Origin of the sequence: Vreelandella sp. F11 (genome assembly GCF_042466685.1) — a bacterium.
Taxonomy (GTDB): Bacteria; Pseudomonadota; Gammaproteobacteria; order Pseudomonadales; family Halomonadaceae; genus Vreelandella.
This window is the reverse complement of sequence record NZ_CP170448.1, coordinates 4568211-4589862: the sequence shown is the minus strand read 5'-3', so window position 1 is coordinate 4589862 and position 21652 is coordinate 4568211. Positions and strand designations below refer to the sequence as shown.

General features: G+C 56.5%; 20 protein-coding genes. 5 read left to right on the top strand and 15 right to left on the bottom strand.

The window, feature by feature from the left end; translation table 11 throughout:
• Positions 1–17 precede the first annotated feature (17 nt).
• The 6 genes from ACFIOZ_RS20910 to ACFIOZ_RS20885 all read right to left on the bottom strand — a co-directional run bounded on the left by ACFIOZ_RS20910 (position 18) and on the right by ACFIOZ_RS20885 (position 5389).
• Positions 18–212 (bottom strand): hypothetical protein, encoded by a 195-nt coding sequence (locus tag ACFIOZ_RS20910; RefSeq protein WP_386080997.1) that lies wholly within the window; start codon positions 210–212, stop codon positions 18–20.
• 9 nt (positions 213–221) lie between these two features.
• Positions 222–992: a copper resistance protein B gene (locus ACFIOZ_RS20905; protein WP_386080995.1), complete on the bottom strand. Its 771-nt coding sequence runs from the start codon at positions 990–992 to the stop codon at positions 222–224.
• A gap of 9 nt (positions 993–1001) precedes the next feature.
• Positions 1002–2822 (bottom strand): copper resistance system multicopper oxidase, encoded by a 1821-nt coding sequence (locus ACFIOZ_RS20900; RefSeq protein WP_386080994.1) that lies wholly within the window; start codon positions 2820–2822, stop codon positions 1002–1004.
• A gap of 68 nt (positions 2823–2890) precedes the next feature.
• Positions 2891–4225, bottom strand: coding sequence for an ATP-binding protein (locus tag ACFIOZ_RS20895; protein ID WP_386080992.1), 1335 nt, complete (start codon positions 4223–4225; stop codon positions 2891–2893).
• Positions 4212–4877 (bottom strand): response regulator transcription factor, encoded by a 666-nt coding sequence (locus ACFIOZ_RS20890; protein WP_386080990.1) that lies wholly within the window; start codon positions 4875–4877, stop codon positions 4212–4214. Before ACFIOZ_RS20890 ends, ACFIOZ_RS20895 begins: the two co-directional genes overlap by 14 nt.
• Positions 4878–4891: 14 nt before the next feature.
• Positions 4892–5389 (bottom strand): cupredoxin domain-containing protein, encoded by a 498-nt coding sequence (locus tag ACFIOZ_RS20885; protein ID WP_386080989.1) that lies wholly within the window; start codon positions 5387–5389, stop codon positions 4892–4894.
• 195 nt (positions 5390–5584) lie between these two features.
• Here ACFIOZ_RS20885 and ACFIOZ_RS20880 point away from each other — a divergent pair, with 195 nt between their 5' ends.
• Positions 5585–5734, top strand: a complete 150-nt coding sequence (locus ACFIOZ_RS20880) for a hypothetical protein (RefSeq protein ID WP_157693147.1) — start codon at positions 5585–5587, stop codon at positions 5732–5734.
• A complete protein-coding gene (locus ACFIOZ_RS20875) occupies positions 5731–6174 on the top strand; it encodes a DUF411 domain-containing protein (protein ID WP_386080988.1) in 444 nt (147 codons plus the stop codon). Before ACFIOZ_RS20880 ends, ACFIOZ_RS20875 begins: the two co-directional genes overlap by 4 nt.
• 12 nt (positions 6175–6186) lie before the next feature.
• Here ACFIOZ_RS20875 and ACFIOZ_RS20870 read toward each other — a convergent pair whose 3' ends face one another.
• A complete protein-coding gene (locus ACFIOZ_RS20870) occupies positions 6187–6603 on the bottom strand; it encodes a PaaI family thioesterase (protein WP_386080987.1) in 417 nt (138 codons plus the stop codon).
• 70 nt (positions 6604–6673) lie between these two features.
• Positions 6674–8860, bottom strand: coding sequence for a malate synthase G (locus ACFIOZ_RS20865; protein WP_386080986.1), 2187 nt, complete (start codon positions 8858–8860; stop codon positions 6674–6676).
• 217 nt (positions 8861–9077) lie between these two features.
• Between ACFIOZ_RS20865 and ACFIOZ_RS20860 the strand changes: the two genes are divergently transcribed.
• A complete protein-coding gene (locus ACFIOZ_RS20860) occupies positions 9078–10061 on the top strand; it encodes an alpha/beta hydrolase (RefSeq protein WP_386080985.1) in 984 nt (327 codons plus the stop codon).
• 106 nt (positions 10062–10167) lie between these two features.
• On the opposite strand, the gene ACFIOZ_RS20855 is transcribed toward ACFIOZ_RS20860, so the two are convergent.
• Complete coding sequence (locus ACFIOZ_RS20855; protein ID WP_386080984.1) at positions 10168–11478, bottom strand: esterase-like activity of phytase family protein; 1311 nt, start codon at positions 11476–11478, stop codon at positions 10168–10170.
• A 219-nt stretch (positions 11479–11697) separates the two neighbouring features.
• Here ACFIOZ_RS20855 and ACFIOZ_RS20850 point away from each other — a divergent pair, with 219 nt between their 5' ends.
• On the top strand, positions 11698–12279 hold the full coding sequence (locus ACFIOZ_RS20850; protein ID WP_386080982.1) for an NADPH-dependent FMN reductase: 582 nt from the start codon (positions 11698–11700) through the stop codon (positions 12277–12279).
• Here ACFIOZ_RS20850 and ACFIOZ_RS20845 read toward each other — a convergent pair.
• From ACFIOZ_RS20845 to ACFIOZ_RS20820, 6 genes are all read right to left on the bottom strand, one after another.
• Positions 12276–13784, bottom strand: a complete 1509-nt coding sequence (locus ACFIOZ_RS20845; RefSeq protein ID WP_386080980.1) for a YifB family Mg chelatase-like AAA ATPase — start codon at positions 13782–13784, stop codon at positions 12276–12278. The two genes, ACFIOZ_RS20850 and ACFIOZ_RS20845, sit on opposite strands and share 4 nt — an antisense overlap.
• 127 nt (positions 13785–13911) lie before the next feature.
• Positions 13912–14796 (bottom strand): ABC transporter substrate-binding protein, encoded by an 885-nt coding sequence (locus ACFIOZ_RS20840; protein WP_386080978.1) that lies wholly within the window; start codon positions 14794–14796, stop codon positions 13912–13914.
• 184 nt (positions 14797–14980) lie between these two features.
• Positions 14981–17101 (bottom strand): TonB-dependent siderophore receptor, encoded by a 2121-nt coding sequence (locus tag ACFIOZ_RS20835; protein ID WP_386080976.1) that lies wholly within the window; start codon positions 17099–17101, stop codon positions 14981–14983.
• Between the two features lie 158 nt (positions 17102–17259).
• On the bottom strand, positions 17260–18243 hold the full coding sequence (locus ACFIOZ_RS20830) for a helix-turn-helix transcriptional regulator (protein ID WP_386080975.1): 984 nt from the start codon (positions 18241–18243) through the stop codon (positions 17260–17262).
• Between the two features lie 49 nt (positions 18244–18292).
• The gene (locus ACFIOZ_RS20825; protein ID WP_386080973.1) at positions 18293–20446 is read right to left on the bottom strand and encodes a TonB-dependent receptor; all 2154 of its coding nucleotides are present in this window, start codon (positions 20444–20446) and stop codon (positions 18293–18295) included.
• A gap of 156 nt (positions 20447–20602) precedes the next feature.
• Positions 20603–20950 (bottom strand): accessory factor UbiK family protein, encoded by a 348-nt coding sequence (locus ACFIOZ_RS20820; RefSeq protein ID WP_386080971.1) that lies wholly within the window; start codon positions 20948–20950, stop codon positions 20603–20605.
• A 356-nt stretch (positions 20951–21306) separates the two neighbouring features.
• Between ACFIOZ_RS20820 and ACFIOZ_RS20815 the strand changes: the two genes are divergently transcribed.
• Positions 21307–21645 carry a P-II family nitrogen regulator gene (locus tag ACFIOZ_RS20815; RefSeq protein ID WP_007112359.1) on the top strand — a complete coding sequence of 113 codons (339 nt, stop codon included), beginning with the start codon at positions 21307–21309 and terminating at the stop codon, positions 21643–21645.
• Positions 21646–21652: the final 7 nt, after the last annotated feature.

Here is a 21652-nt window from a genome sequence, read left to right as displayed (position 1 = left end):
CTTGGCTTGTCTTCGGATCAAGACCTCGAATCTAACGGCACTTCCACCGTTAGATGCACCAGAGAACCGCACTGTTGTTGAATGCTCTGCCGGTAAATGTCAGGCGATTCTGGGGTGCCCGGCAACAGTGCGGCAATCGCTGCATGGAGGTTGGGCCAATCGATCCAATTTGTAAGCTCGCCCCTGCGCAGGCTGCGAAGGGGCAGTCGCACTTATCTTCGTTAAAACATCAGCTTCACACCAGCAACGACCCCCGCGTCTTCCGTGTTATCGCCACTAGCACGGGAGAGATCCGCCGTGTCGCCATACTCTTTCTCCCAATAAGCACCGACGTAGGGGGCGAAGCGGCGGGTGACTTCATAGCCTAGCCGCAGGCCAGCACGAACCGAGTTAAGCCCTTCACCGACGCCAAATTCTTCCACTTCACTGGCGGCCACGGCGATTTCGGTGCGTGGCTGTAGGTAGAGCCGCTGTGTGAGTCGCAGATCGTATTCGCCCTCAAAACTGGCAGCCACGTCGCCATCTTCACTCACTTGCATGGCAACGTCGGTTTCAATGCCGTAGGGCATCACACCTTGCAGGCCGACCACTCCATAGGTGCGTTCGGCGTGGTCATCGGAGAACACACCGCCTTGATAACCGATACCCCCTTGTAACTCCCAAAAATCTGCCACTAGGCGGCTATAGAGTAGTTCCAGGGACTCGAACTCAGCATCTTCGCCGTCGCCCTGGACGTTTTCGCCCTCTGACTTCAGGTAAACGCGGTTGATATCACCGCCGTACCAGCCTTGAAAGTCCCATACCACGGCGTCTTGGCCTTTGTCGGGAACGGTGTATTCAAGCCGGTCGAACAGCCCCATGCCCATGTTGTGTTCCATCGTGGGCGCTGGCCAGTTGTCTGGAGCCGCATAGCCATCTTCGGCCTGAGCGGTAGTAGCGGCGGCCACGGCGAGGGCCACGCTGGCGAGGGTTAAGTAGTGCTTGTTTTTCATACTGCCTCCTTAAGAAACCTGAACAACGCGGAACATGCCGGCATCCATGTGATAGAGAAGGTGGCAGTGGAACGCCCAGCTGCCCTCGGCGTCTGCGGTGATCAGCGCAGACACGCGCTCGCCGGGCTTCACATTCAGGGTGTGTTTGCGCGGAATCAATTCACCCTGGCCGTTTTCCAGCTCCATCCACATGCCGTGGAGGTGAATGGGGTGCTCCATCATGGTGTCGTTGACGAGGATGAGGCGCAGCCGCTCATCTTTCACAAAGTGAATAGGGCCGGTCACTTCGCTAAACTTTTTGCCATCAAACGACCACATGTAGCGTTCCATGTTGCCGGTCAGGTGCAGTTCAAGCTCACGGCCTGGTTCGCGGCGGTCAGGCCATGGCGTGAAGGCTTTAAGATCGCGGTAGACGAGTACTCGACGTTCGTTGGGGTCGATGCCTATGCCTGCCTGGTCGTAGCGAGAACCGGGCTGGGCTTCACCAGCAACGAGCAAACCATTTTCGCCGATTTTCGCCTGCTCCCCCGGCATGCCGCCCATATTAGAGTGATCCATGCCCTCCATACCGGCATCGTCACTGCTCATTCCTGGCATATTGGAGTGATCCATACCTTCCATATTTGACATGCCTGAGTGATCCATCCCTGCCATATTGGAATGATCCATACCGCCCATACCGTGGGCAGCCATGGCTTCCATGCCGCGGTCGGCAATTTGACGTCGTTCAGGAATGTCGGCCTGCATGCCTTCACGCGGTGCCAGGGTAGCGCGGGCGTAGCCGCTGCGATCCATGGACTCGGCGAAGATGGTGTATGCCCGGTCGTCTTCAGGTGAAACAAGCACATCGTAGGTTTCCGCTACGCCAATACGGAATTCATCAACGGGAACGGGTTGCACCGGCTGGCCATCAGCGGCTACCACGGTCATTTTCAGGCCGGGTATACGGACATCGAAGAATGACATGGCTGAGCCGTTAATCACGCGTAGCCGTATCCGCTCTCCTGCCTTGAACAGCGCGTTCCAGTTTTCCTGGGAGGAGTGGCCGTTGAGCAGGTAGGTATAAGTGCTGCCAGTGACATCGGCGATATCCCGGGAGCTCATACGCATTTGGGCCCACATGCCGCGCATTTCGGCGGTTTGTGCGAAACCTTTTTCGCGAACATCGGCGAAGAAGTCAGCAATCGTGCGCTCTTGGAAGTTGTAGTAGCCTTCCATGGTTTTCAGATTACGGAACACCGACATGGGGTCTTCAAAGGTCCAGTCGGTGAGCAGTAGCACGTGCTCTCGGTCGTAGCGGAATGGCTCGCGTTCGGCGGCGTCAATAATTAACGGCCCCGCATGGCCAAGCTGTTCCTGCATACCTGAGTGGCTGTGGTACCAGTAGGTACCGTTCTGACGAACAGGAAAGCGATAGGTAAAGGTTTCACCAGGGGCGATACCTGCAAAGCTAACCCCAGGCACGCCATCCATTTCCGGCGGTAGGATGAGGCCATGCCAGTGGATAGAGGTGGGCTCATCCAGCAGGTTAGTGACGCGAAGCACGGCGTCCTGCCCCTCTTGCAAGCGAATCATCGGGCCTGGGCTGGTGCCATTGATGGTGATGGGCGTCGCCTCTTGACCATCAATGGGGTGTGACTCGCGGCGAATGGCTAGCGATACCTCGGGGCCTTCTTCGACGCCCTGCGCATAAACATTGGTGCGGCCCCAGGGGTTTGCCCAGGCGGGGGTTAGTCCCATTGCGGCAGCGGAACCTAAGCCTAAGGCAGCGCCGCCTTTTAGGATCTGTCGGCGAGAGAGCGGGTGAGAAATGATGCTTGAGCGTGCCATGTAGAACTCCCATCAATGATGAATGGCACCATCTTGATGGAAGAAGCTGAAACAAAGCTGAATAGTGATTAATTAGCCATTTCACCCGCCAGTGGCAGGATAATCGTAACGCGCAAGCCCCCCCGTGGGCTGCGTTCAAAATGCGAGTGTCCTGAGTAGCGGCCAATTAGTTGCGCAAGAATCGAAAGGCCTAAGCCATAGCCGGGACGGCGTTCATCCAGCCGTGTGCCGCGCTCACCCAAACGCGAAAGATCCCCTTCTGCAACGCCGAGGCCGTCATCATCAATGGTGAGCGTGAGTGTGTTGGCGGAGACGGCAATATCGCAATGAACGCGCCTACTCGCCCATTTGCCAGCGTTATCGAGCACGATGCCTACTATTTCAGAAAAGTCGTGAGCCTCAATAGGCACTTGGTCTTTCTCGCCTGCCGAGTGGGTGAGGTTGAACATACGCTCAGGGTAAAGGCTTCGGAACATCTCTATGAGCCGTGAACTGTCTCGCGTGACGTTGGCCATTCGACCCGCGTTAGGGCCTGCAATACGCGAACGACGCAGCTCCGCATCTAACTGGGCGTTAATAGCCTCAATACGGCTGAGCAGTTTCTGCCGCCGGTTTTCATCAATAGGCCGGTTGCCGCGCAGTACTTGGGTAACCGCTGCCAACGGAGTTTTTAAGGCATGGGAAAGGTTGGCGAATGACTCTCGAGAGCGCTGTAGACGCAGGTCGATGTCGTCCATAAAGCGGTTAAGCTGTGCGACCAGAGCGTCCAGCTCGGCTGGCGCGGTTAGCGAAAGGCGCTCGCGCTCCCCCGCTTGCAGTTCGGCCAATTGCCCACGGAGCTGCCATAAAGGCGTCAGGCTACGGTTAACGGCCAGCATGTTGAGCGTGATTAGCATTACTAAAAGCCCTGCGGCAATGCCGCCTACCCACCAGTGCAGCGTGGCCAGGCCCGCTTCAACCTGGGAAAAATCCTCCCCCACCAGTAAAACGCCGTTAGAACCCTGCCACTCAAAATGGCGGCGGTAGACCAGCAAGTGCTGATCGCCCTGTTTAACATCTAAAAGAGCATCGCCGTTTTCTTCCAGCAGCGGCGCCAACTGTTGCTGCCATTGGGGATTAGAGGCGCTCACCGAGCCGTTTAGGCGCAGCACGTATAAATGGTGAAAGACTTGATAGCCACGGCTAACCGAGTCAAGCGCGGCAGGCATGGCGGCTTCACCTTGCTCAAGCTGGGTGACGGCATGGTCGGCTTCGCGCTGGAGACGCTCACCCAAGAAATCCCGAGCAAGGTTCTGCAGCAATATTCCATGTAGTAGCCAGGTCGTCATCACCACGAATAGCGCCACGCCACCTAGCCAGGCGAGTAGTCGAAAACGTAAGCTGCGCCGATCAATGTGAAGCAAAGTAATACCCCTGACCGCGGCGAGTTTGGATAATTGATTTGCCTAGATAACGGCGCAGACGAGCGACATAGACTTCGACCAGGTTGGGCGCGGCAGCATCCTGCTCCAAGGCATACAGCTGCTCTAGTAGCTGCTCTTTAGAATGAATGCGATCCGGATGCAGCATTAAATAGCGCAGTAGTCGAAACTCAGTCGCCGTGAGCGAGCGCCACGCTTCCCCTTCTTTGCAAACCCGTTGGCCTGCCCCATCCAACGATACGCCGTTAAGCGTGACCACCTGCGATAACTGACCAGACTGCCTACGTAGTAGGGCCTTCAAGCGGGCCATGAGTTCGGCTTCATGGAAGGGTTTGGTCAGATAATCATCGGCTCCTGTTTCAAGACCAATGACTTTATCTTCCCAGGTGTCGCGGGCCGTCAGAATCAAAATAGGGGTGGCGCGTTTTTGCTTGCGCCACTGGGCGAGCAGATCCAGCCCCGAGCCATCGGGCAAGCCGATATCCAAGATAGCCAGCTCGTAATGCTCGGTTGCCATAAGCGACTTGGCCGCTTTCAATGAAGCGGCCAAATCAACCAGGTAACCGTTGTCTTTAAGACTCTCTGCCAAGCTTTCTGCTAGCAGGTCATCATCTTCGAGTAGCAACAGTTTCATGGGTAAACATCAGGTTAGAAAGAAAAATTGCCGTACATGCCGGATTCGTAATGGCCGGGGATGTTACAGGCATACTCTAGCTGGTTAGCATTATCAGGAACACTCCATAGTAGAGTCCCTGTCTCACCAGGCGCAATGGTGACGCCTGCCATGCTCATGTTGGCCATATCGTGGCTTTCACCGTGTGCCATATTAGACATATCGTGGTCACCATTGGCCATATCTAGCATCATTTGACGATGCTCTTCCTGGGCTTCTTTACTGCCAATCACAAATTCATGCTCTAAATTGCCGGTGTTGGTGATTTCAAATCTAACCACCTCCCCAGCAGCCAGTTCTAGCTCTTCAGGGTCGAACCACATATCGCCAGCCTCAAGGCTGATCGTGCGGTCAACGTCAGCCTCGGTTAGGTTATTGCCACCACCGCCGTGGCCGGGTGCAGCCAGCGCCGCGCCCGTGATCAGACTTAATGAAAGAGCAAACAAAGACGTTGTGAAAAGAGTGTAGCGCATGGTCATTTACCTCAGAGGTTATTGTCACCCGTTCTTTATACGGTGTTAACCTGAAACGAGCCTGAACCCAGCGGTCAAAACATGATCTTTAGCAACCTTACTGTTGTCCGCAAGGTTGCAAGGCTTGACCTGAGGGTAGCCCCAGGGTTGTAAGCTTAAAGCGTTATTGCTAGCTGACTTGGTAGGAGGCTTACCATGATGAACGCAGATTGTTTTGCTTTTATGAGCTCGATGGGGTGGTTGGCTTGGTTAATGCCGCTAACTTTTTTACTGTTGATAGGGCTGGTTATTGCCTCGCTGGGCAAGTATTTGTTTAGCCACACACCTCAAGGAGACCGCTCATGAAGCGTTTTACCGCTACGGTTTTATCTAGTGCTTTACTCCTAGGAGCCGCCGCGGCTCAAGCTGCGTTGCCGGATGAAGCCACGCTGTACAAGAATCCGCAGTGCGGCTGCTGTGACGAGTACGCCCGCCACCTTGAAGAGCAGGGTGTGGATGTAACGATCGTTGATGACGTTGAGCTAAGTGAGATCAAACAGCAGGCAGGCGTCCCCTATGGTTTAGGGTCGTGCCATACCATCGAAATAGGCGACTACTGGATTGAAGGCCATGTGCCGATGGAAGCGGTTACCAAGCTGTTTGAAGAGCAACCCGACATCGATGGCATTGGCCTGGCGGGGATGCCCATCGGTACGCCGGGTATGCCGGGGCCTCAGAGCGAGCCCTATAACGTTTACGCCTTTAGCGACCAGCAAGATGAGCCGTTTATGACCTTGGCGCCTTAACTGACGTTTGCTTCAAATCTTATCCGGCAACGCATAGCTGGCGGTGACATGCACCACCGGGCGCGTTTCGTCGCTGGCTGAGAATAGCTGTACTTCGCCTACTGCTAAGCGGCGGCCAAGTTTAATCAGCTTGGCGTGGGCGATAATATCGTGATCACCGGACGCCGCGCGGAGGAAGTGGCAGTTTAAGTCGCTGGTCACGGCCATGGGCTCGGGGCCAATCTGCGCCAAAATAGCCACGTACATAGCCACATCTGCAAAGCCCATCATGGTGGGCCCGGAAACCCGCGGGCCGGGGCGTAAATGCTCGTTGCCTATCTTCAGGCGTAGGGTGGCCGTCATGTCGCCCACGCTCTCTATCTTGCCCATCCGCTGGGGAAACACTTCATCCAGAAAGTGTTCGATTTGCTCGGCGGTCATTACGGTCATTGTTGTTTTCCTTTATAAAAAAGCCCCGAGGCATAAGCCTCGAGGCTGATTAAACCATAAAACGAATTTACTATGCCTTAAGCACCTGGGCTTTATGCACCTGACGCCACTCGTGAAGGAGCGGCTCGGTGTAGCCGGAAGGCTGTACGCGGCCTTTGAAGATCAGGTCGGAGGCGGCTTTGAAAGCGGTGGAGCCTTCAAAATCGGCGCTCATGGCGGTGTAGGTCGGGTCGCCTGCATTCTGCTCATCGACCACTTTGGCCATGCGCTTAAGGGTCTCTTCCACCCGTGGCGCATCGACAATGCCATGCAGCAGCCAGTTGGCAATGTGCTGACTGGAGATACGCAGCGTGGCGCGGTCTTCCATCAAGCCGACGTTGTGGATATCCGGCACTTTTGAACAGCCCACACCGTGCTCTACCCAGCGAACTACGTAGCCGAGAATACCCTGGCAGTTGTTATCCAACTCCTGCTGTTTCTCTTCATCCGACCAGTTGGCGTTTTCCGCCACCGGCACGGTGAGTAGGTCGTCCAGATAGTCGGGCTCGCCCAACGCTTCCAGCTCGCGTTGAACGTCGGTGACGTTGACCTGATGGTAGTGCAGGGCGTGCAGCGCAGCCGCCGTAGGAGAGGGCACCCAAGCGGTGTTGGCACCGGCTTTCGGGTGACCGATTTTCTGCTCCAGCATGCTGTGCATCAGGTCTGGCATGGCCCACATGCCTTTACCGATCTGCGCACGACCACGCAGGCCACAGGCAAGACCCACTTGTACGTTGCTCTTCTCATAGGCCTGAATCCATGCGGCGCCTTTCATATCGCCCTTGCGCACCATGGGGCCCGCTTCCATGGCGGTATGCATTTCGTCGCCGGTACGGTCGAGGAAGCCGGTATTGATAAATGCCACCCGTGAAGCGGCCTCGGCAATACACGCCTTGAGATTAACGGTGGTACGGCGCTCTTCGTCCATGATGCCCATTTTCAGGGTATCGCGGCTCATGCCCAGAATGTCTTCGACGCGACCAAACAGTTCGTTGGCGAAAGCGACTTCTTTAGGGCCGTGCATTTTCGGTTTAACGATATACACAGAGCCAGTGCGCGAGTTGCGCGGCTGGTCGGCGTCTTTCTTCAGGTCGTGCAGTGCCAGCAGCGAGGTGACCACCGCATCCAGAATACCTTCCGGCAGCTCGTTGCCGTTCTCATCCAAAATCGCCGGTGTGGTCATTAAGTGACCCACATTGCGCACGAACATCAGCGAACGGCCGGGTAGCGTGACACTGCTGCCATCGGTGGTTTGCCAGGTGCGGTCGGCGTTCAGCTTGCGGGTAAAGGTTTTGCCGCCTTTTTCGATCTTCTCTTCCAGATCGCCCTTCATCAGGCCCAACCAGTTGCTGTAAACACCCACTTTGTCTTCTGAATCCACCGCAGCAACGGAGTCTTCGCAATCCATAATGGCGGTCAATGCAGCCTCCACCACCACATCTTTAACGCCTGCCGGGTCGGTTTTGCCGATAGAGTCATTAGGGTCGATCTGGATTTCCAGGTGCAGGCCGTTGTTGCCCAGCAGAATTGCATCGGGTTTAGCCGCTTCGCCGCTAAAGCCAATCAGCTTGCCGGAATCCTTAAGGCCGGTTTCACGACCACCTTCCAGCGTCACCACCAGGTGCTCATCACGAATGGTGTAGTTCACCGCATCACGGTGCGAACCCGTCGCCAACGGTGCCGCGCGATCAAGTACGCCACGGGCGTAGGCGATCACTTTGGCGCCGCGCTTCGGGTTGAAGCTGGAGCCTTTCTCTGCGCCATCCTCTTCGGAAATCGCATCGGTGCCGTACAGGGCGTCGTAAAGGCTGCCCCAGCGCGCGTTCGCCGCGTTCAATGCATAGCGTGCATTGCTCACCGGTACCACCAGCTGAGGCCCCGCCTGAACGGCTACTTCACGGTCAACGTTGGCGGTGGTCGCTTTAACGTTAGCCGGCGCTTCTGCCAGGTAGCCGACCTCTTTCAGGAAGCGGCGGTATCCCGGCATATCGGTGACTGGGCCGGGGTTTTCCCGGTGCCATGCATCTAGTTTTTCTTGCAGCGTGTCGCGCTCTTCGAGCAATTGACGATTTTTAGGGGTCAAATCATGAAACAGGGCATCCACACCGGCCCAAAAGGCGTTTTCATCAACACCTGTTCCCGGTAGCGCCTGCTCATTTATAAAACGATCTAGATCGGCTGCCACCTGTAAACGGTGGCGCGTGATACGCTCGCTCATGGGGTTTCTCCTGTGGGGACGCCAGTGGGTAATGTATTTGCTACGGTCAGCGTAAAATGTATTTATGGAAAATAATTCCACACCTGGCCGGGCATGTAAACAGCGTAGACCCTAATGCGCTAAAATGCTCGACCAAATGACTAGGCATTTGGTTCTGGAAGCGCGAAACATCTGCCGTGCCTAGGTCAAAGGACAATGGCGTTATGGAGAAACATCGATGAGTGATTTCCAACATCTGGAAGGCTTGTTTCGCCACGCCTCGGGCGATACCGCCCTTAGCCGTCTGTTGCCAGGGGAAGTATTGGCAAACGCCATGCAAGACTATTTCCACCACTATGGCTTAGAAGCACTGCTGTTAGATACCAGTGAAGTGCATGCAGGCTTTATCGATACGGGGCGTTTTGCGCTGTGGTGCCAAGTTTGGAGCCCCCCGCAGCCGGTAGGCACTGCCTTTGTGGTACACGGCTATTTCGATCATATGGGGTTATATCGCCATTTGCTTGAGCGCCTGCTGGCTAAGGGGTGGCGGGTGGTGCTGTGGGATCTCCCCGGCCACGGCCTGTCCAGTGGAGCGCGGGCAGCAATAGAAGATTTCGATGATTATCAGCACTGCCTGGCTCATTTGCAGATGACCCTAAAGAGCCAAGGCATGGCGCCTGAGCCGTGGTTAGGGGTGGGCCAGAGCACCGGTGGGGCAATCCTGGCTACCGATGCACTCACCCGCCGTGAGGCGTCCGGCTGGTCAGGTTTGGTGCTGCTGGCGCCTCTGGTGCGGCCTTGGGGGTGGAGCCAAACCAGCTGGCTGCACTTGATCGCCAGCCCGTTTGTAAAAGAGTTGCCGCGCAAATATCGGCCTAACTCTACCGATGAGCAGTTCACCGAGTTTCTACGCGAAGGTGACCCACTGCAGCCCGAGCGTTTGAGCGTTGCCTGGGTGAGCGCTATGCGCCGCTGGATGCCGCGCCTGCTGGCCCAGGAGCCCAACCCGCTGCCTACCTTGATTCTTCAGGGCGAGCAGGACTTGACCGTCGATTGGGAGTGGAATTTGGCGATTCTGGCGAAGAAGTTTCCCAATGCTGAAATTCACCGCCACCCGGAAGCTCGCCACCACTTGGTAAACGAGGCAGATCCCATCCGTGAAGTGCTGTTTGAAGCGCTGGATAACTTTGTAGATGGGTTTGTCGAGAGTGCTCGCAAATAGGTTTCGTAAAATATATCGGTGATAGACCTCTCGAAGCGTTATGGGCACAGAATAAACGCCGCTGAGCATTTATTCTGTGCTTTACCTACCTATGTTCACACTCACCTTACTGGGTATTCAGGAAGTCCTCCACATCGAGCAGTATCAGCTCATTATCATCGGCTTGCCCCTGCTGGCGGCCAATCGAGAACGGGTAGTTATTGTCGTTGGCGACCACGATGGTGCGCTCATCGACACGATCGACGTTCTCAATGGTCACAAAGGGAAAGTTAAAGGTGCCGTTGATCGTTCCTCGCGGTGCAAGGCCCTCTGGATCCTGGATGTCCATCAAGTCGATATAGGCGATTTTCTCAAGCACACCCTGTTCGTCCGTACGTTCGAGGTCGATGAGATAGATGCGTTTGAACTCGGCGGGATTCTCTGCCCACGCTTCTCGCGGATCGCCCTGGCGACTATCACGCTCGATGATTAAGCCGCGAGTTCCGCCAATCAGATTGAAATCGCCAATCGCATGATCCGCGGACGCCAAGGGATAGTAGCGGGTTGTATCGCTCCATTCGCCGGTTTCAGCATCGAGCTCGAACATTCTTAATACGGGAGTGCCATCAATGGTTTCTGGGGCATTGGCGCTGCTGTCCCAGACTGGCTTTTCCAGCAAGGGGTAAAGGGTTGTTTGGTCTTCGGAGAGCGCCATGCCCTCATAACCGCCGGAGCGAAACACGACCACATCATCAGCGAGAGACTCGCCAGGGTTCGGGGGGAGGGCAAAGGCATTGTCGGGGGAGCGCATCAGCGTACCACCAGGCTTGGTGGCTAACACTTGCAGCACTTCGCCCGCATTGTCGACCTGGATAATCCAAGGGCCGAACTCATCGCCAATCCAGTAGCTATCGCCCACCGGCTGTATCGATTCAATATCGAAATCAGCGCCGGTTAAAAAGCGACCAGGCGTTGCTTCATTCATAATCGGGAAGGGCACCTTGCGGTTGGGATCCGATAGTTGAATGGTTTCCTCGACGATGACACGCCCAGTGTCCCAGTCACTCTTTATGATGTTAAACATCAGAATGACGTCGGAGGAGTTCGCTTTGGAGCCAAAGCCGTTATCGGTCAACACCAGGAAGCGGTCATCGCCAAGTGAGCGAATACCGGAAAATCCCTGCAGCGGCTGACTGGGAAAGGGTAGCGCCAACCCCGTGGATTGCACGTTGGTATAGAGCTGCTCAACGCGGCCCTCTTGACCGGTAAAACGACCTGAGACGTTGTAGTGCTCAGCGGCACCGGCAGGCGCCGTCACAAAGGTGCTGCCGGGTAGCTGGGCATGGCCGGACAATGTGGCGGGAAAGCTCTGCTGGGCGTTTGCCGCACTGGTAAACGCAAAGGCGAGTAGAGCAGTCGCTAGTAACGGCTTTGTCATCACTATTTCACCATTTAGGAAGAGAAATTAGAGCAGGTGCAGCATTTGCTAATTTTCAACCGTAATAGTGATAGTTGAATGACAAAGTGCAGACGTTTTAATGGCAGCAGGGTGGCACGTCGAGTCTGGCCCTGAGTAGTAAAATACGCCTTGCTCAACAGGTGTAAATATTAATAAATGGTGTGGCTTTCAAATACATTATTCAAAGAGGAAATGACAATGGGATCATCGGTCAAAAAGGTACTGGTATTTGCGGGCAGTGCCCGAGAAGCGTCACTGAATAAGCAGCTAGCCAAGCTCGCCGCCAAGCGTATTGGGGCGCTTGGCGGGGTAGCCACCTTTATCGATTTAAAGGATTACCCCTGCCCGCTGTTTGATGAAGATATCGAAGCTCAGGGCATGCCGGAGAATGTGCTGAAGCTGCGTGAGCTTCTGGCGGATCACCAAGCAGTGATGATCGCTTCGCCGGAGTACAACGGCTTTATCACGCCGCTGCTGAAAAACACATTGGATTGGCTGTCACGACCCTATCAGGATACGCCGGGGCTCGGGTTGTTTGCCGGTAAGTGGGCCGCGTTGGTGGGAGCATCACCCGGTGGGCTAGGCGGTATCCGCGCGCTGCCGCTAGGTCAGCAGTTGCTTGCCAATCTTGGTTTAATCGTATTGCCCCAGCCGCTATCGCTGCCGAAGGCAGGCAGCGCGTTTAACGATTCAGGCGCATTAAATGACGCTGCTACCGGCGAGAAGCTCGACGCCCTCTGCCAACGGCTTGTCGATGTAATGGCGAATAACCACCCTTAGGCACCTTTCAACATCCGATCCAACTGCCGGTAGCCAATTGCTTCAATCAGGTGCGGTTGGGTGGGCTTGGGTTCGCCCTGAAGGTCGGCAAGGGTCAGGGCTACGCGCAGTACGCGGTGATAGGCGCGGGCGGAGAGCTTGAGCTTTTCGAGTACGCCCGCGAGCCAGGCGCGCTCTTCATCGTTAAGCGCGCAGGCGGCTTCCAGGGCTTTGCCGCTAAGTTGGCTGTTGAGCGCCCCGCGGGCCATTTGGCGCTCCCGAGCGGCCATTACCCGTTCACGCACGGCTTCGGACGACTCGCCTTGAGTTTGTGCGGTGAGCTGCTCTGGCGGCAGCGCGGGAACCTCCACTTGCAGATCGATCCGGTCTAGCAGTGGTCCGGAAAGCCGCGCTTGGTAACGCTGGATTTGGCTGGCAGTGCACTGGCAGCGTTGGCGCGGGTCACCCAAGTGGCCGCAGGGGCAAGGGTTCATGGCAGCGACGAGCTGGAATTGAGCTGGGTAACGGCGCTCATGGCTGGCGCGGGCTAAATGGATCTCTCCCGTTTCTAGCGGTTGGCGCAAAACCTCTAGCACATGGCGGGAAAACTCCGGTAGTTCATCCAAAAACAGCACGCCGTGGTGGGCGAGTGAAATTTCGCCGGGTTTGGGTTTTGAGCCGCCACCCACCAAAGCGGCGGCGCTGGCGCTGTGATGGGGTTGGCGGAAGGGCCGCTTACCCCAGTCGGCTTCCAGCGGTAGCCCGCAGACCGAACGCACGGCGGCCACTTCCAGCGCATCTTCTTCGGAAAGCGGCGGCAAAATACCGGGCAGCCGACTGGCCAGCATGGTTTTGCCGGTGCCGGGAGGGCCTGCGAATAGCAGATTGTGGCCTCCGGCCGCAGCGACTTCCAGCGCCCGGCGGGCCTGCTGCTGGCCGCGCACATCGGCGAGATCATCTACTGGGGCAGTGGTTTTCACCGAGGCACTGAGCTTGTGCGGCGGGATCTTCTCTTGGTCGAGTAGGTGAGCGACGACTTGCCAGAGCGTATCGGCGGGTAGTACCGGCAGATCCCCCGCCAGTGCTGCTTCATCGGCGCAGTCGCGGGGAATAATCAGCGCTTTCTTTGCTCGTCGTGTGGCAAGGGCAAAGGGCAGTATGCCCGGCACCGCGCGCAGTTTGCCGTCCAGGGCCAGCTCACCAGCGCACTCCATGCCTTCTAACGCTTCCACCGGAATTTGCCCGGAGGCGGCTAGGATGCCCAGTGCAATGGGCAGATCAAAACGGCCTCCCTCTTTGGGAAGATCAGCGGGGGCAAGGTTTAAGGTAATACGGCGGGTATTGGGAAAATCAAAGCCTGCATTGACTAGCGCACTGCGCACCCGTTCGCGGCTCTCTTTTACCGCCGTTTCCGGCAAACCCACTAGCGTTAGGCCCGGCAAGCCGTTAGCCAGATGCACCTCAACATGCACCGCCGGTGCATCTAAACCTACGCCCGCTCGCGTGGCTACAATGGCTAGCGTCATGCTCTTCCCTCGCTGCGTTTAGGTAAAAACTCCAACCTGAATGTAAGCGAAATCTACTTTATCTTAAGTGCTTAACCTATCGTAATTAAGAACGCTTTGGTAGCGTCGTGGTCTTCTAACTTCTGACCTAGCGACTAATCGAAGGGGATTCCAGTGCCGTCGTTAGCTGTCGGGCAAAACGCTGGGCGGAAGGAAGCGCGCCGAAGCTCCAGGCGGGGGGCAGATGGACTAGATTATCGTGTTTTACGCTGGGGAGTTGTTGCCATAGGCCGCTTTTTGCTAACTGCTCATCGACTCCGGCGGGCAGCGGGTCGATGACAACTAGTGTTGCATCTGGATAGCGTGCCAGCGCTTCAATCCCCACCAGTGCGAACCCCCAGGCGTTAGTGGCTTGATCCCAGGCATTGGGCAACTCAAGCTGCTCCAGCACGGCGTTGTACAAGCTGTTCTCCCCAAACACGCGCACGTGGCGGGCATCCATAAACTGCACCATCAGCAGCGGGGAGATTTCAGACTGTGAGAGGGGGCGGGATTCGCGCAGGCGGGTCATCAAGGCTTGGCTCTCTTCTATAAGCTGCTCAGCCTGGGGCTGGTGCTCGGTTAACTCGCCTAGTTGGCGGGTCAGCGTTTGCATTTCTTGCCAGGTATCGGTGCCGGGGGAGTAGAGCGAAAACAAAGTGACCGGCGCAATTTTCTCCAAGCGCGGCGTTAAACCCGCGAACATGGGCGAAATCAGCGTTTGCTCTGGTGGCACCTGAGCCAGCAGTTCCATATTGGGCTGGGTGCGCAGGCCCATATCGGTGGCACTATCGGGAATAGGTGGCTCGCCTACCCAGGCATGGTAGTCACTCTGCTGGGCGACACTGCTCACCGGCGCATCAATCGCCAACAGCGTTTCGGCGATCGTCCAGTCCACCGTGGCCCACTGAGCCTGAGCGGTCGACAGGTGCAGCATACAAACGGCAAATAGCCCGCAGCGGGCGAGCAAAGAGAACAGGTTGGTGTGGCGCATGGTGGTGAGAGGCCATCCAGAAAATAAGGGCTGTATTTAAACGATAATATTTATTGTTTGCAAACCTACACCCCAGAAAAAATGCCCAGGCGGAGTGGCCTGGGCGGGAGGGAACACGTTTACTTAATGGTGCTTAGCATAAGAGCCTAGAAATGGGGCTTAGAATAGGCTCTTAGCGCCATCGCTAGAAACGGTAGTGAACGCTCGCGGTCACGCCGCGCTCCGCACCGAAGTAGCAATACTCAAGCGAGTTGCAGGAGGCCACATAATCTTTATCGAGCAGGTTGCTTACGTTTAAGCGTGTTTCGACCCCTTTAACACCGACGTGGCCCAGGTCGTAACCAATGGTGGCATCGACCAGGGTGTAGTCGGGCACAGTTTCGGTATTGGCCCGGTCAGCGGCGATATCTGCGTAGTGGCGGACGCCGACCCCCATATCCACGCCGTTCAGCCAGCCGTCGTTGGCCTGGTAGTGGCCCCAGAGCTGCACTTGGTGCCGTGGGGAGTAAATGGCGTTATTACCCTGGTTGCCGTCGTCGCTTTTGGCATAGGTGATATCGGTGAAGCTGTAGCCTGCCTGAACCGAGAGGGTATCCGTTAGCTGGGTTTGCGCTTCCAGCTCCAGCCCTTGGGATTCGATCTCCCCCACGGCGCGGTATGGATCGGTGGGTTGCTCTTTGGTGGCGACGTTCTCCTGGCGGATGTGGAACAACGCGGCGCTGTATTGGCTGGCGCTGTCGTTTGGTTGGAATTTAACGCCGGTTTCCCACTGTTCCCCTTCCATCGGGGATAGCAGGTCACCGTTCTCATCCACGAAGCTGGTGGGGGTGAAGGCGGTGGAGTAGCTTAGGTAGGGAGCCACGCCGTTATCAAACAGGTAGACCACCCCGGCGCGGCCACTGAACTGGGTGTCGCTGAGGGAACTGGTGTTACCGCTATCGCGGTCGGTATTGTCGATATTCACCCAGTCGTAGCGGCCGCCCAGAGTGAAGCGCCAGTTATCGAGGGCTATCTGATCCTGCAGGTACACCCCGGTCTGGTCGATCTTATGGCGTTCGCGCACCGGGGCGTAAAACTCGATGGGGTCGCTGCCATATACAGGGTTAAATGCATTAATCGACGGGAAATACCCCGTGGGCCACGAAACGTCATTCTCCCGCTGCTGATAATCCACCCCGAACAGCAGCGTATGATCCATAAAGCCGCTGCTGATGTTGGCTTCTAACTGGTTGTCGAGCGTCCAGGCTTCCAGTGACTCATCGCTGCCGGAGTAGTAGCGGGTGAGTTCGTCAGATTCCGGTGATACCCAGCCAAAGCCGTAAACCTGATTGAGTACCACGTCTGAATTGAGATAGCGCATTAACTGGCGGCCAGTTACCTGGTCGTTAAAGCGGTGTTCCAGAGTGTAGCCGACCATGCGCTGGGTACGTTCGTAGGTATCGTACTCCTCTTCACCATCATAAAAGTTATTGCTGATCTTGCGGCCATTGTGGGCGACTACAGCGCCTTCATAGGGTACGCCAGAGTGGTATCCGCCTTCCGGCTCATCCTGCAGATACGCTTCCACGGTTAGGCTGGTGGCGTCGGTAATATCCCAGGTGAGGCGGGGCGCAATGGCGTAGCGCTCCTCTTCTGCTGGACCAAACTGTGTATCCGCGGCGCGGGCAATCCCGGTCAGGCGAAAGGCCACCCGCTGCTCTGCGCCAATAGGCCCGGTGAGGTCAAACGCGGCGCTGCGCTGGTTGTTATTGCCGACCCGGAAACGCAGTTCGCCGCCCTGCTCAAACTCGGGACGCTTGCTGTTCAGGGCCACCACCCCGCCAGGAGAAGCGCGCCCATAGAGCACAGAGGCGGGCCCGCGTACCACTTCAATACTCTCCAAGAACCAAGGATCAATGCGCATACTGCTATGGGAGTTGGCATCGCCCATTACCTTTAGGCCATCCAGGAAGGTATTGCTCAAGCTGCCGTCAGAAAACCCGCGAAGCACCAAATAGTCGAAACGGTTGGAGGCGCCCACCTGGTTGCTGTAGACACCCGGCGTGTAGTCGGTGGCGCGTTGCACGGTGCTTACACCGCGGCTATCCATCTGCTCGCGGGTAATGGTGGAAACGCTCTGGGGGATTTCGATAGTCGGCGTTTCTACCTTGGTGGCGGCCTGCTGGGCGGTGACTGTGACCGTTTCCAGTTCGGTACTTTCCTGAGCGTACAGCGGGGAAACGGCCAGCGCTGCGATAACGGCGGCGCTGATGGGAGAGCGCAAAAAGTGTGGCGAGCGTAGCAAGTGGTGATGGGGGATGGGCATGGGGAGTACCTGCAATAAGAATCAATTAACTAATGTGTTAATGAGAATTATTGCGCTTATTTGCCTGTGAAAGGTATGTGCAGTGATAAAAGGCGTATGCGCACTGCCAAAAAGCGTCAAACAGAGGAACTTACTGCTGCTACAGCAACGCAGCGACCTTAGTGGCGGTTGTGAACCTCATGGGGCGCGATACCAAAGGCGCGCTTAAAGGCGGTGGCAAAATTGGTGGCGTGTCGATAACCACAGGCGTGAGCGGTTTGCTGCACGCTATACCCTTTGCGCAAGTACGCCTGAGCTTGGGTCAGACGGCAGCGGCGTAGATAGTCGAATATTGAGCAGCCGTAGCAGCGCTGAAACTTGCTGCGTAGGCTGCTGGGGCTCATGGCCGCATTGCGGGCCATCTGCTCCAGCCGATACGCCTGGCAGGGATACTCTTCGAGCTGCTGGCGCAAACGTTCCAGACGTTGGTGATCGCGATGGGAGAGCCCCTGCGGTTGGCCTACTGCTTGCTCTTTTTCTCTGGGCTCGAGGCAGGCGTCGGGCAGCCCGTGAGCGAGCAACTGGAGCGCTAGGCCCTGCCATAATAGGCGCTGCCGCTCTGCTGGCCAGTTCGACGCCAGTGCCGCTTCAAGACTATGGCGAAGAAGCGGCGGCACCTGCCAGGTATGGAGTACCGGCGTTGACGGTGGGGCCACGTTGGTAGGCGAGAAAGAGAGAGACCCGCTGTCAGCGAGAATTGAGAGGTTGAGGATGCGCAAACGCTGTGGTGCGGGCTGGAAGACCTCAAGCCCGGTCTGCTCGTTGAAATGGGCACTGAAAGCGTCGCCGGCCTGCAACTGAAACGACTGCTGCCCTAGGCCGACTTGGATATGGCCCTCGAGTATCACGCTGAGAAACCATGGCGCAGCGCGCCGGGAGGTGGAAGCGTAAGCGTGCAGCACGTCAAGATCCGAGTGTGTCACGCGCAGTGTGGGGTCTATCTCGACGTCCATCACCTGCCCACGGGCAACGCAAGGCGCTGGCTGGGAGCGGTCGGGCGCTTCGGGAAAGCGGTAGTCGATCCCGAAGCGCTGACCGATAGCCAACAGGTCATGGGCGGTCAGTGGTACGCCAGATGGCGTTATTGAGCCGAGTGTAGCCATCCCCGTTACCTCACCCTTGAGCGGTTGTCAGCGAGTAGCGAACTAGCACTCAGTACTCCATCGACCAGTTCAGGGTGTAAGTGCGCCCGCGACCCTGGTAGTCGTAGAGGTATTCCGGGCCGTAGTAGGGCGAGTAGAACATCGCGGCTCGCTGGCCCCAAACGGTGGAGTACTGGTCATCCAGCAGGTTCTGCACGCCCAGGCTTAGGGTGCCAAAGTCGGTGTCTTGGCTGAGCGATAGGTCGAGGGTGGTATTGCCGTCGATCTCCCGGTCTGCATCATCCTTCAGGTCGAAGTTATGGTTGGCTTGCAAGCGAGCCGAGCGAACATAATCTGTCCAGCCGATAAAGGCGGTGGCGGAAGAGAGCGATGCATAGCGGGCGTCACGCTTCTCCCAGTTGCCCTGGTCGTTCTCCTGCTCGGAGCGAACCAGGTGCAGAGTACCCCCGGCTTCCAGGCCATTATCGAAATAACGGGTCACGGCGCTTTCCAGTCCGAAGTCGCGCTTCTTCTCATCGACGACGCTGACGCTTAGATCCTCGGCGTTCTCCACTGCTTTGTCCGACCAGGCGTAGTAAAGCGCCGTTTGGGCCGTCCAGTTACCCCCTTGGTAGCGCCAGCCTAGCTCTACCTGATCCGTCTCAATGGCAGACAAGGGGTTATTAGCGACACTCACATCGGGGCTCTTGCCGTAATATTTGGCGGGATCCGGCAGCTCGAATCCCTGGCTGAACTGCAGCCAGTTCTGGTGGCCGTTGCGGTAATCATAGAGGGCGCTGGCATTGAACAGGGTCGCTTCGTAGTCATTTTCGCCGCCAGGAATCCCCTGAAACTCATCCACTTCGACGTCCATGTGCTGCTGGCGCACACCGGCAGAAAGCTTGAGCGCCTGAGTGGCCTGCCAGTCGCCCTGCACAAAGCCTGACAGCCCATCCACCTGATAGCCTGGGTAACGGGGTTCAACGCCCGATGCCTGTTGAACCAGGCCGCCAGAGGTGTCTGAGATGTCGGTGTCGAACAGCATCTGGCTGGCATCGAAGGTTTCTCGATCCATATCGATGCCGTAGGTCAGCGAAACGTCGTCACCCAGGCGTGACTCAAACAGCGCCTTGATGCCGCTTAAGTCGGTGTTTTGTTGCGAGGCGCGAAACTGCAGGCCGTCGTCGACAGGGTAGGGAAAGGCCTGGAAACTGGACTCCTCCTCGCGGTGAAACGCCTGCAGGTAGAAATTTTGCCCCCACAGGTTGGCGTGGTGATAGTTAATGTTAACGAGTTTTCGGTCGGTTTCCGGGTCGCGCTGAGAGCGGTAACCGTCGCGAATTTCGGCGTCATTTAAGTTGGGCGTAGCGGCGTCGAGGTTGGGAAAATAAACGCCGCGATCACCTTCGAAGCCTGAACGGTAGAGCTGGGCACTCAGCTCCAGGCTCTGTTCGTCGGTTAAGCGGAAGGATAGGTTGCCCAGCACATCAATGCTGCGGTTGTCCTGCAGGTCGGTTTGGGCGATATCGGGGAAGATCTCTTGGCCGCTACCGTCATAGTGGCGGCCGTTATCGCCAATGGCGGTGCCCAGGTAGCCTTGAACAAACTCATTTCCACCGCTGATCGATTGCGAGAGGCGGCGATCCATATCATCGCTGTTATTGAAGCCAGTGGTGATGCCTGCTTCCGTCCTCCAGTTCAGGCCTTCTTCACCCTTGCGGGTAATAATATTGATCAAGCCCCCTGTAGCGCCGCCGCCATACAGGCTGCTGGCGCCGGAAAGTACTTCCACACGCTCAATATTGAAGGGATCAATGGCATCGAACTGACGGGAAAGGCCACGGGAACTATTCAGCGATACACCGTCGATCAGTACTTGTACACCACGGCCGCGCATATTTTGCCCATAATTGGTGCGCCCTTGCGGTGCCAGATCTAGCCCTGGCACCAGGCGTCCTAATGCTGTCTTGAGGTCTGCACCATTGCGGGTCTGTTGTTGCAGCATCTCTTTGTCAATGACCCATACCGCACCGGGAATTTGGCTGATCTGGGTGGGCGTACGTGATCCCACGACCACCATGGTGTCGCCGGCGTCTGCCTCGGAGGAGGTAGTTTGGGCGAAAATGCTGTTGGAGAAACCCATTAAAAGGCCGGTGCCAATCAGCGCAGCAGTTGAAGAGGGTAGCTTGTGAAAAGGCGGTTTTAACAATGGCAGCGCGTACATGGTGAACAATCCGCGAACAGTGAGGAGTTAGGAGGCGGAGAGTATCACCACGAAACATAAAGTCAACGATAGTGATTCGTGTTTATTTTGAGATTGTTAGTGCTGATAATTGCAGCAATAGGCCACTGCCCTATTGCTGCTTAAGAAGTTAAAGCGTTAAGCGGGCTTATTATTCTCCTCTGTATCGGTATCGGTATCTGGCTCGGGAGTGGGCACCGGCGGCACTTCTGCTTCCACCGGCGTGGCAGTGGAGGCCGTTGACGTTTCTACGGCGGCTTCAAGGTTGGCGACCTGACGCTCTAATGCCTCTACCCGTGACCGAGTGCGCTGCAGTACGTCCATTAAAATGTCGAAATCTTCCCGTGAAACCAGCTCCAGGCGATCAAAGGCGCCACGCACGACTTGCTGCACGCCCTTTTGAATATCTTCCGGCGCCTGGGAGGCGTTTTGTAAACGGTCGCCAATTTGCTGGGCCAGTCGGCTAATGCGGTCTTGAGGCACCATCGCGCTCTCTCCTTAATAACTCGCTAAATGAATATTTCAAAAGTTGCTTACCGGTAAGGATACGCAACAGTCGGCGAATTCGCATGCGCCGAGTGAATTTCCTGTTGATCGCGTGGCTTGCATCGAAATGGAGCGGGCTACTTTTGCTTGCGCTCTTTTTTGGTGCAATAGCGGTGGCGCATTAATCGACTTTGCTCAGGTTTAGCTCTGCAGGGCGCTTAGTTGTCAGGTAATCGGCTGACTTATAAGAAAAAAAGGTCAGCTGGCACAGTATGCGCATTATCGGTTCAGGTGCTTATTCTGGCGGCTGTGCCGCTACCAATCTAGCAGGACTTATCCAGCAGGGGAGATCCGGGATGAAACTCATCACCGCTATCATCAAGCCATTTAAGCTCGACGACGTTCGTGAGGCATTAGCCGACAACGGCGTTCAGGGCATTACGGTCACTGAAGTTAAAGGTTTTGGCCGTCAGAAAGGGCATACCGAGTTGTATCGTGGCGCTGAATACGTCGTCGATTTTCTACCCAAGGTAAAAGTGGAAGTGGCCGTAGATGACGCCCGTTTAGAGAGCGTATTGGATGCGATCTGTAGTGCGGCTAACAGCGGCAAGATCGGTGACGGCAAGGTGTTTGTGACACCGCTTGAAGACGTTATTCGGATTCGGACTGGCGAACGCGGTGCCGACGCCGTTTAACGCTGTT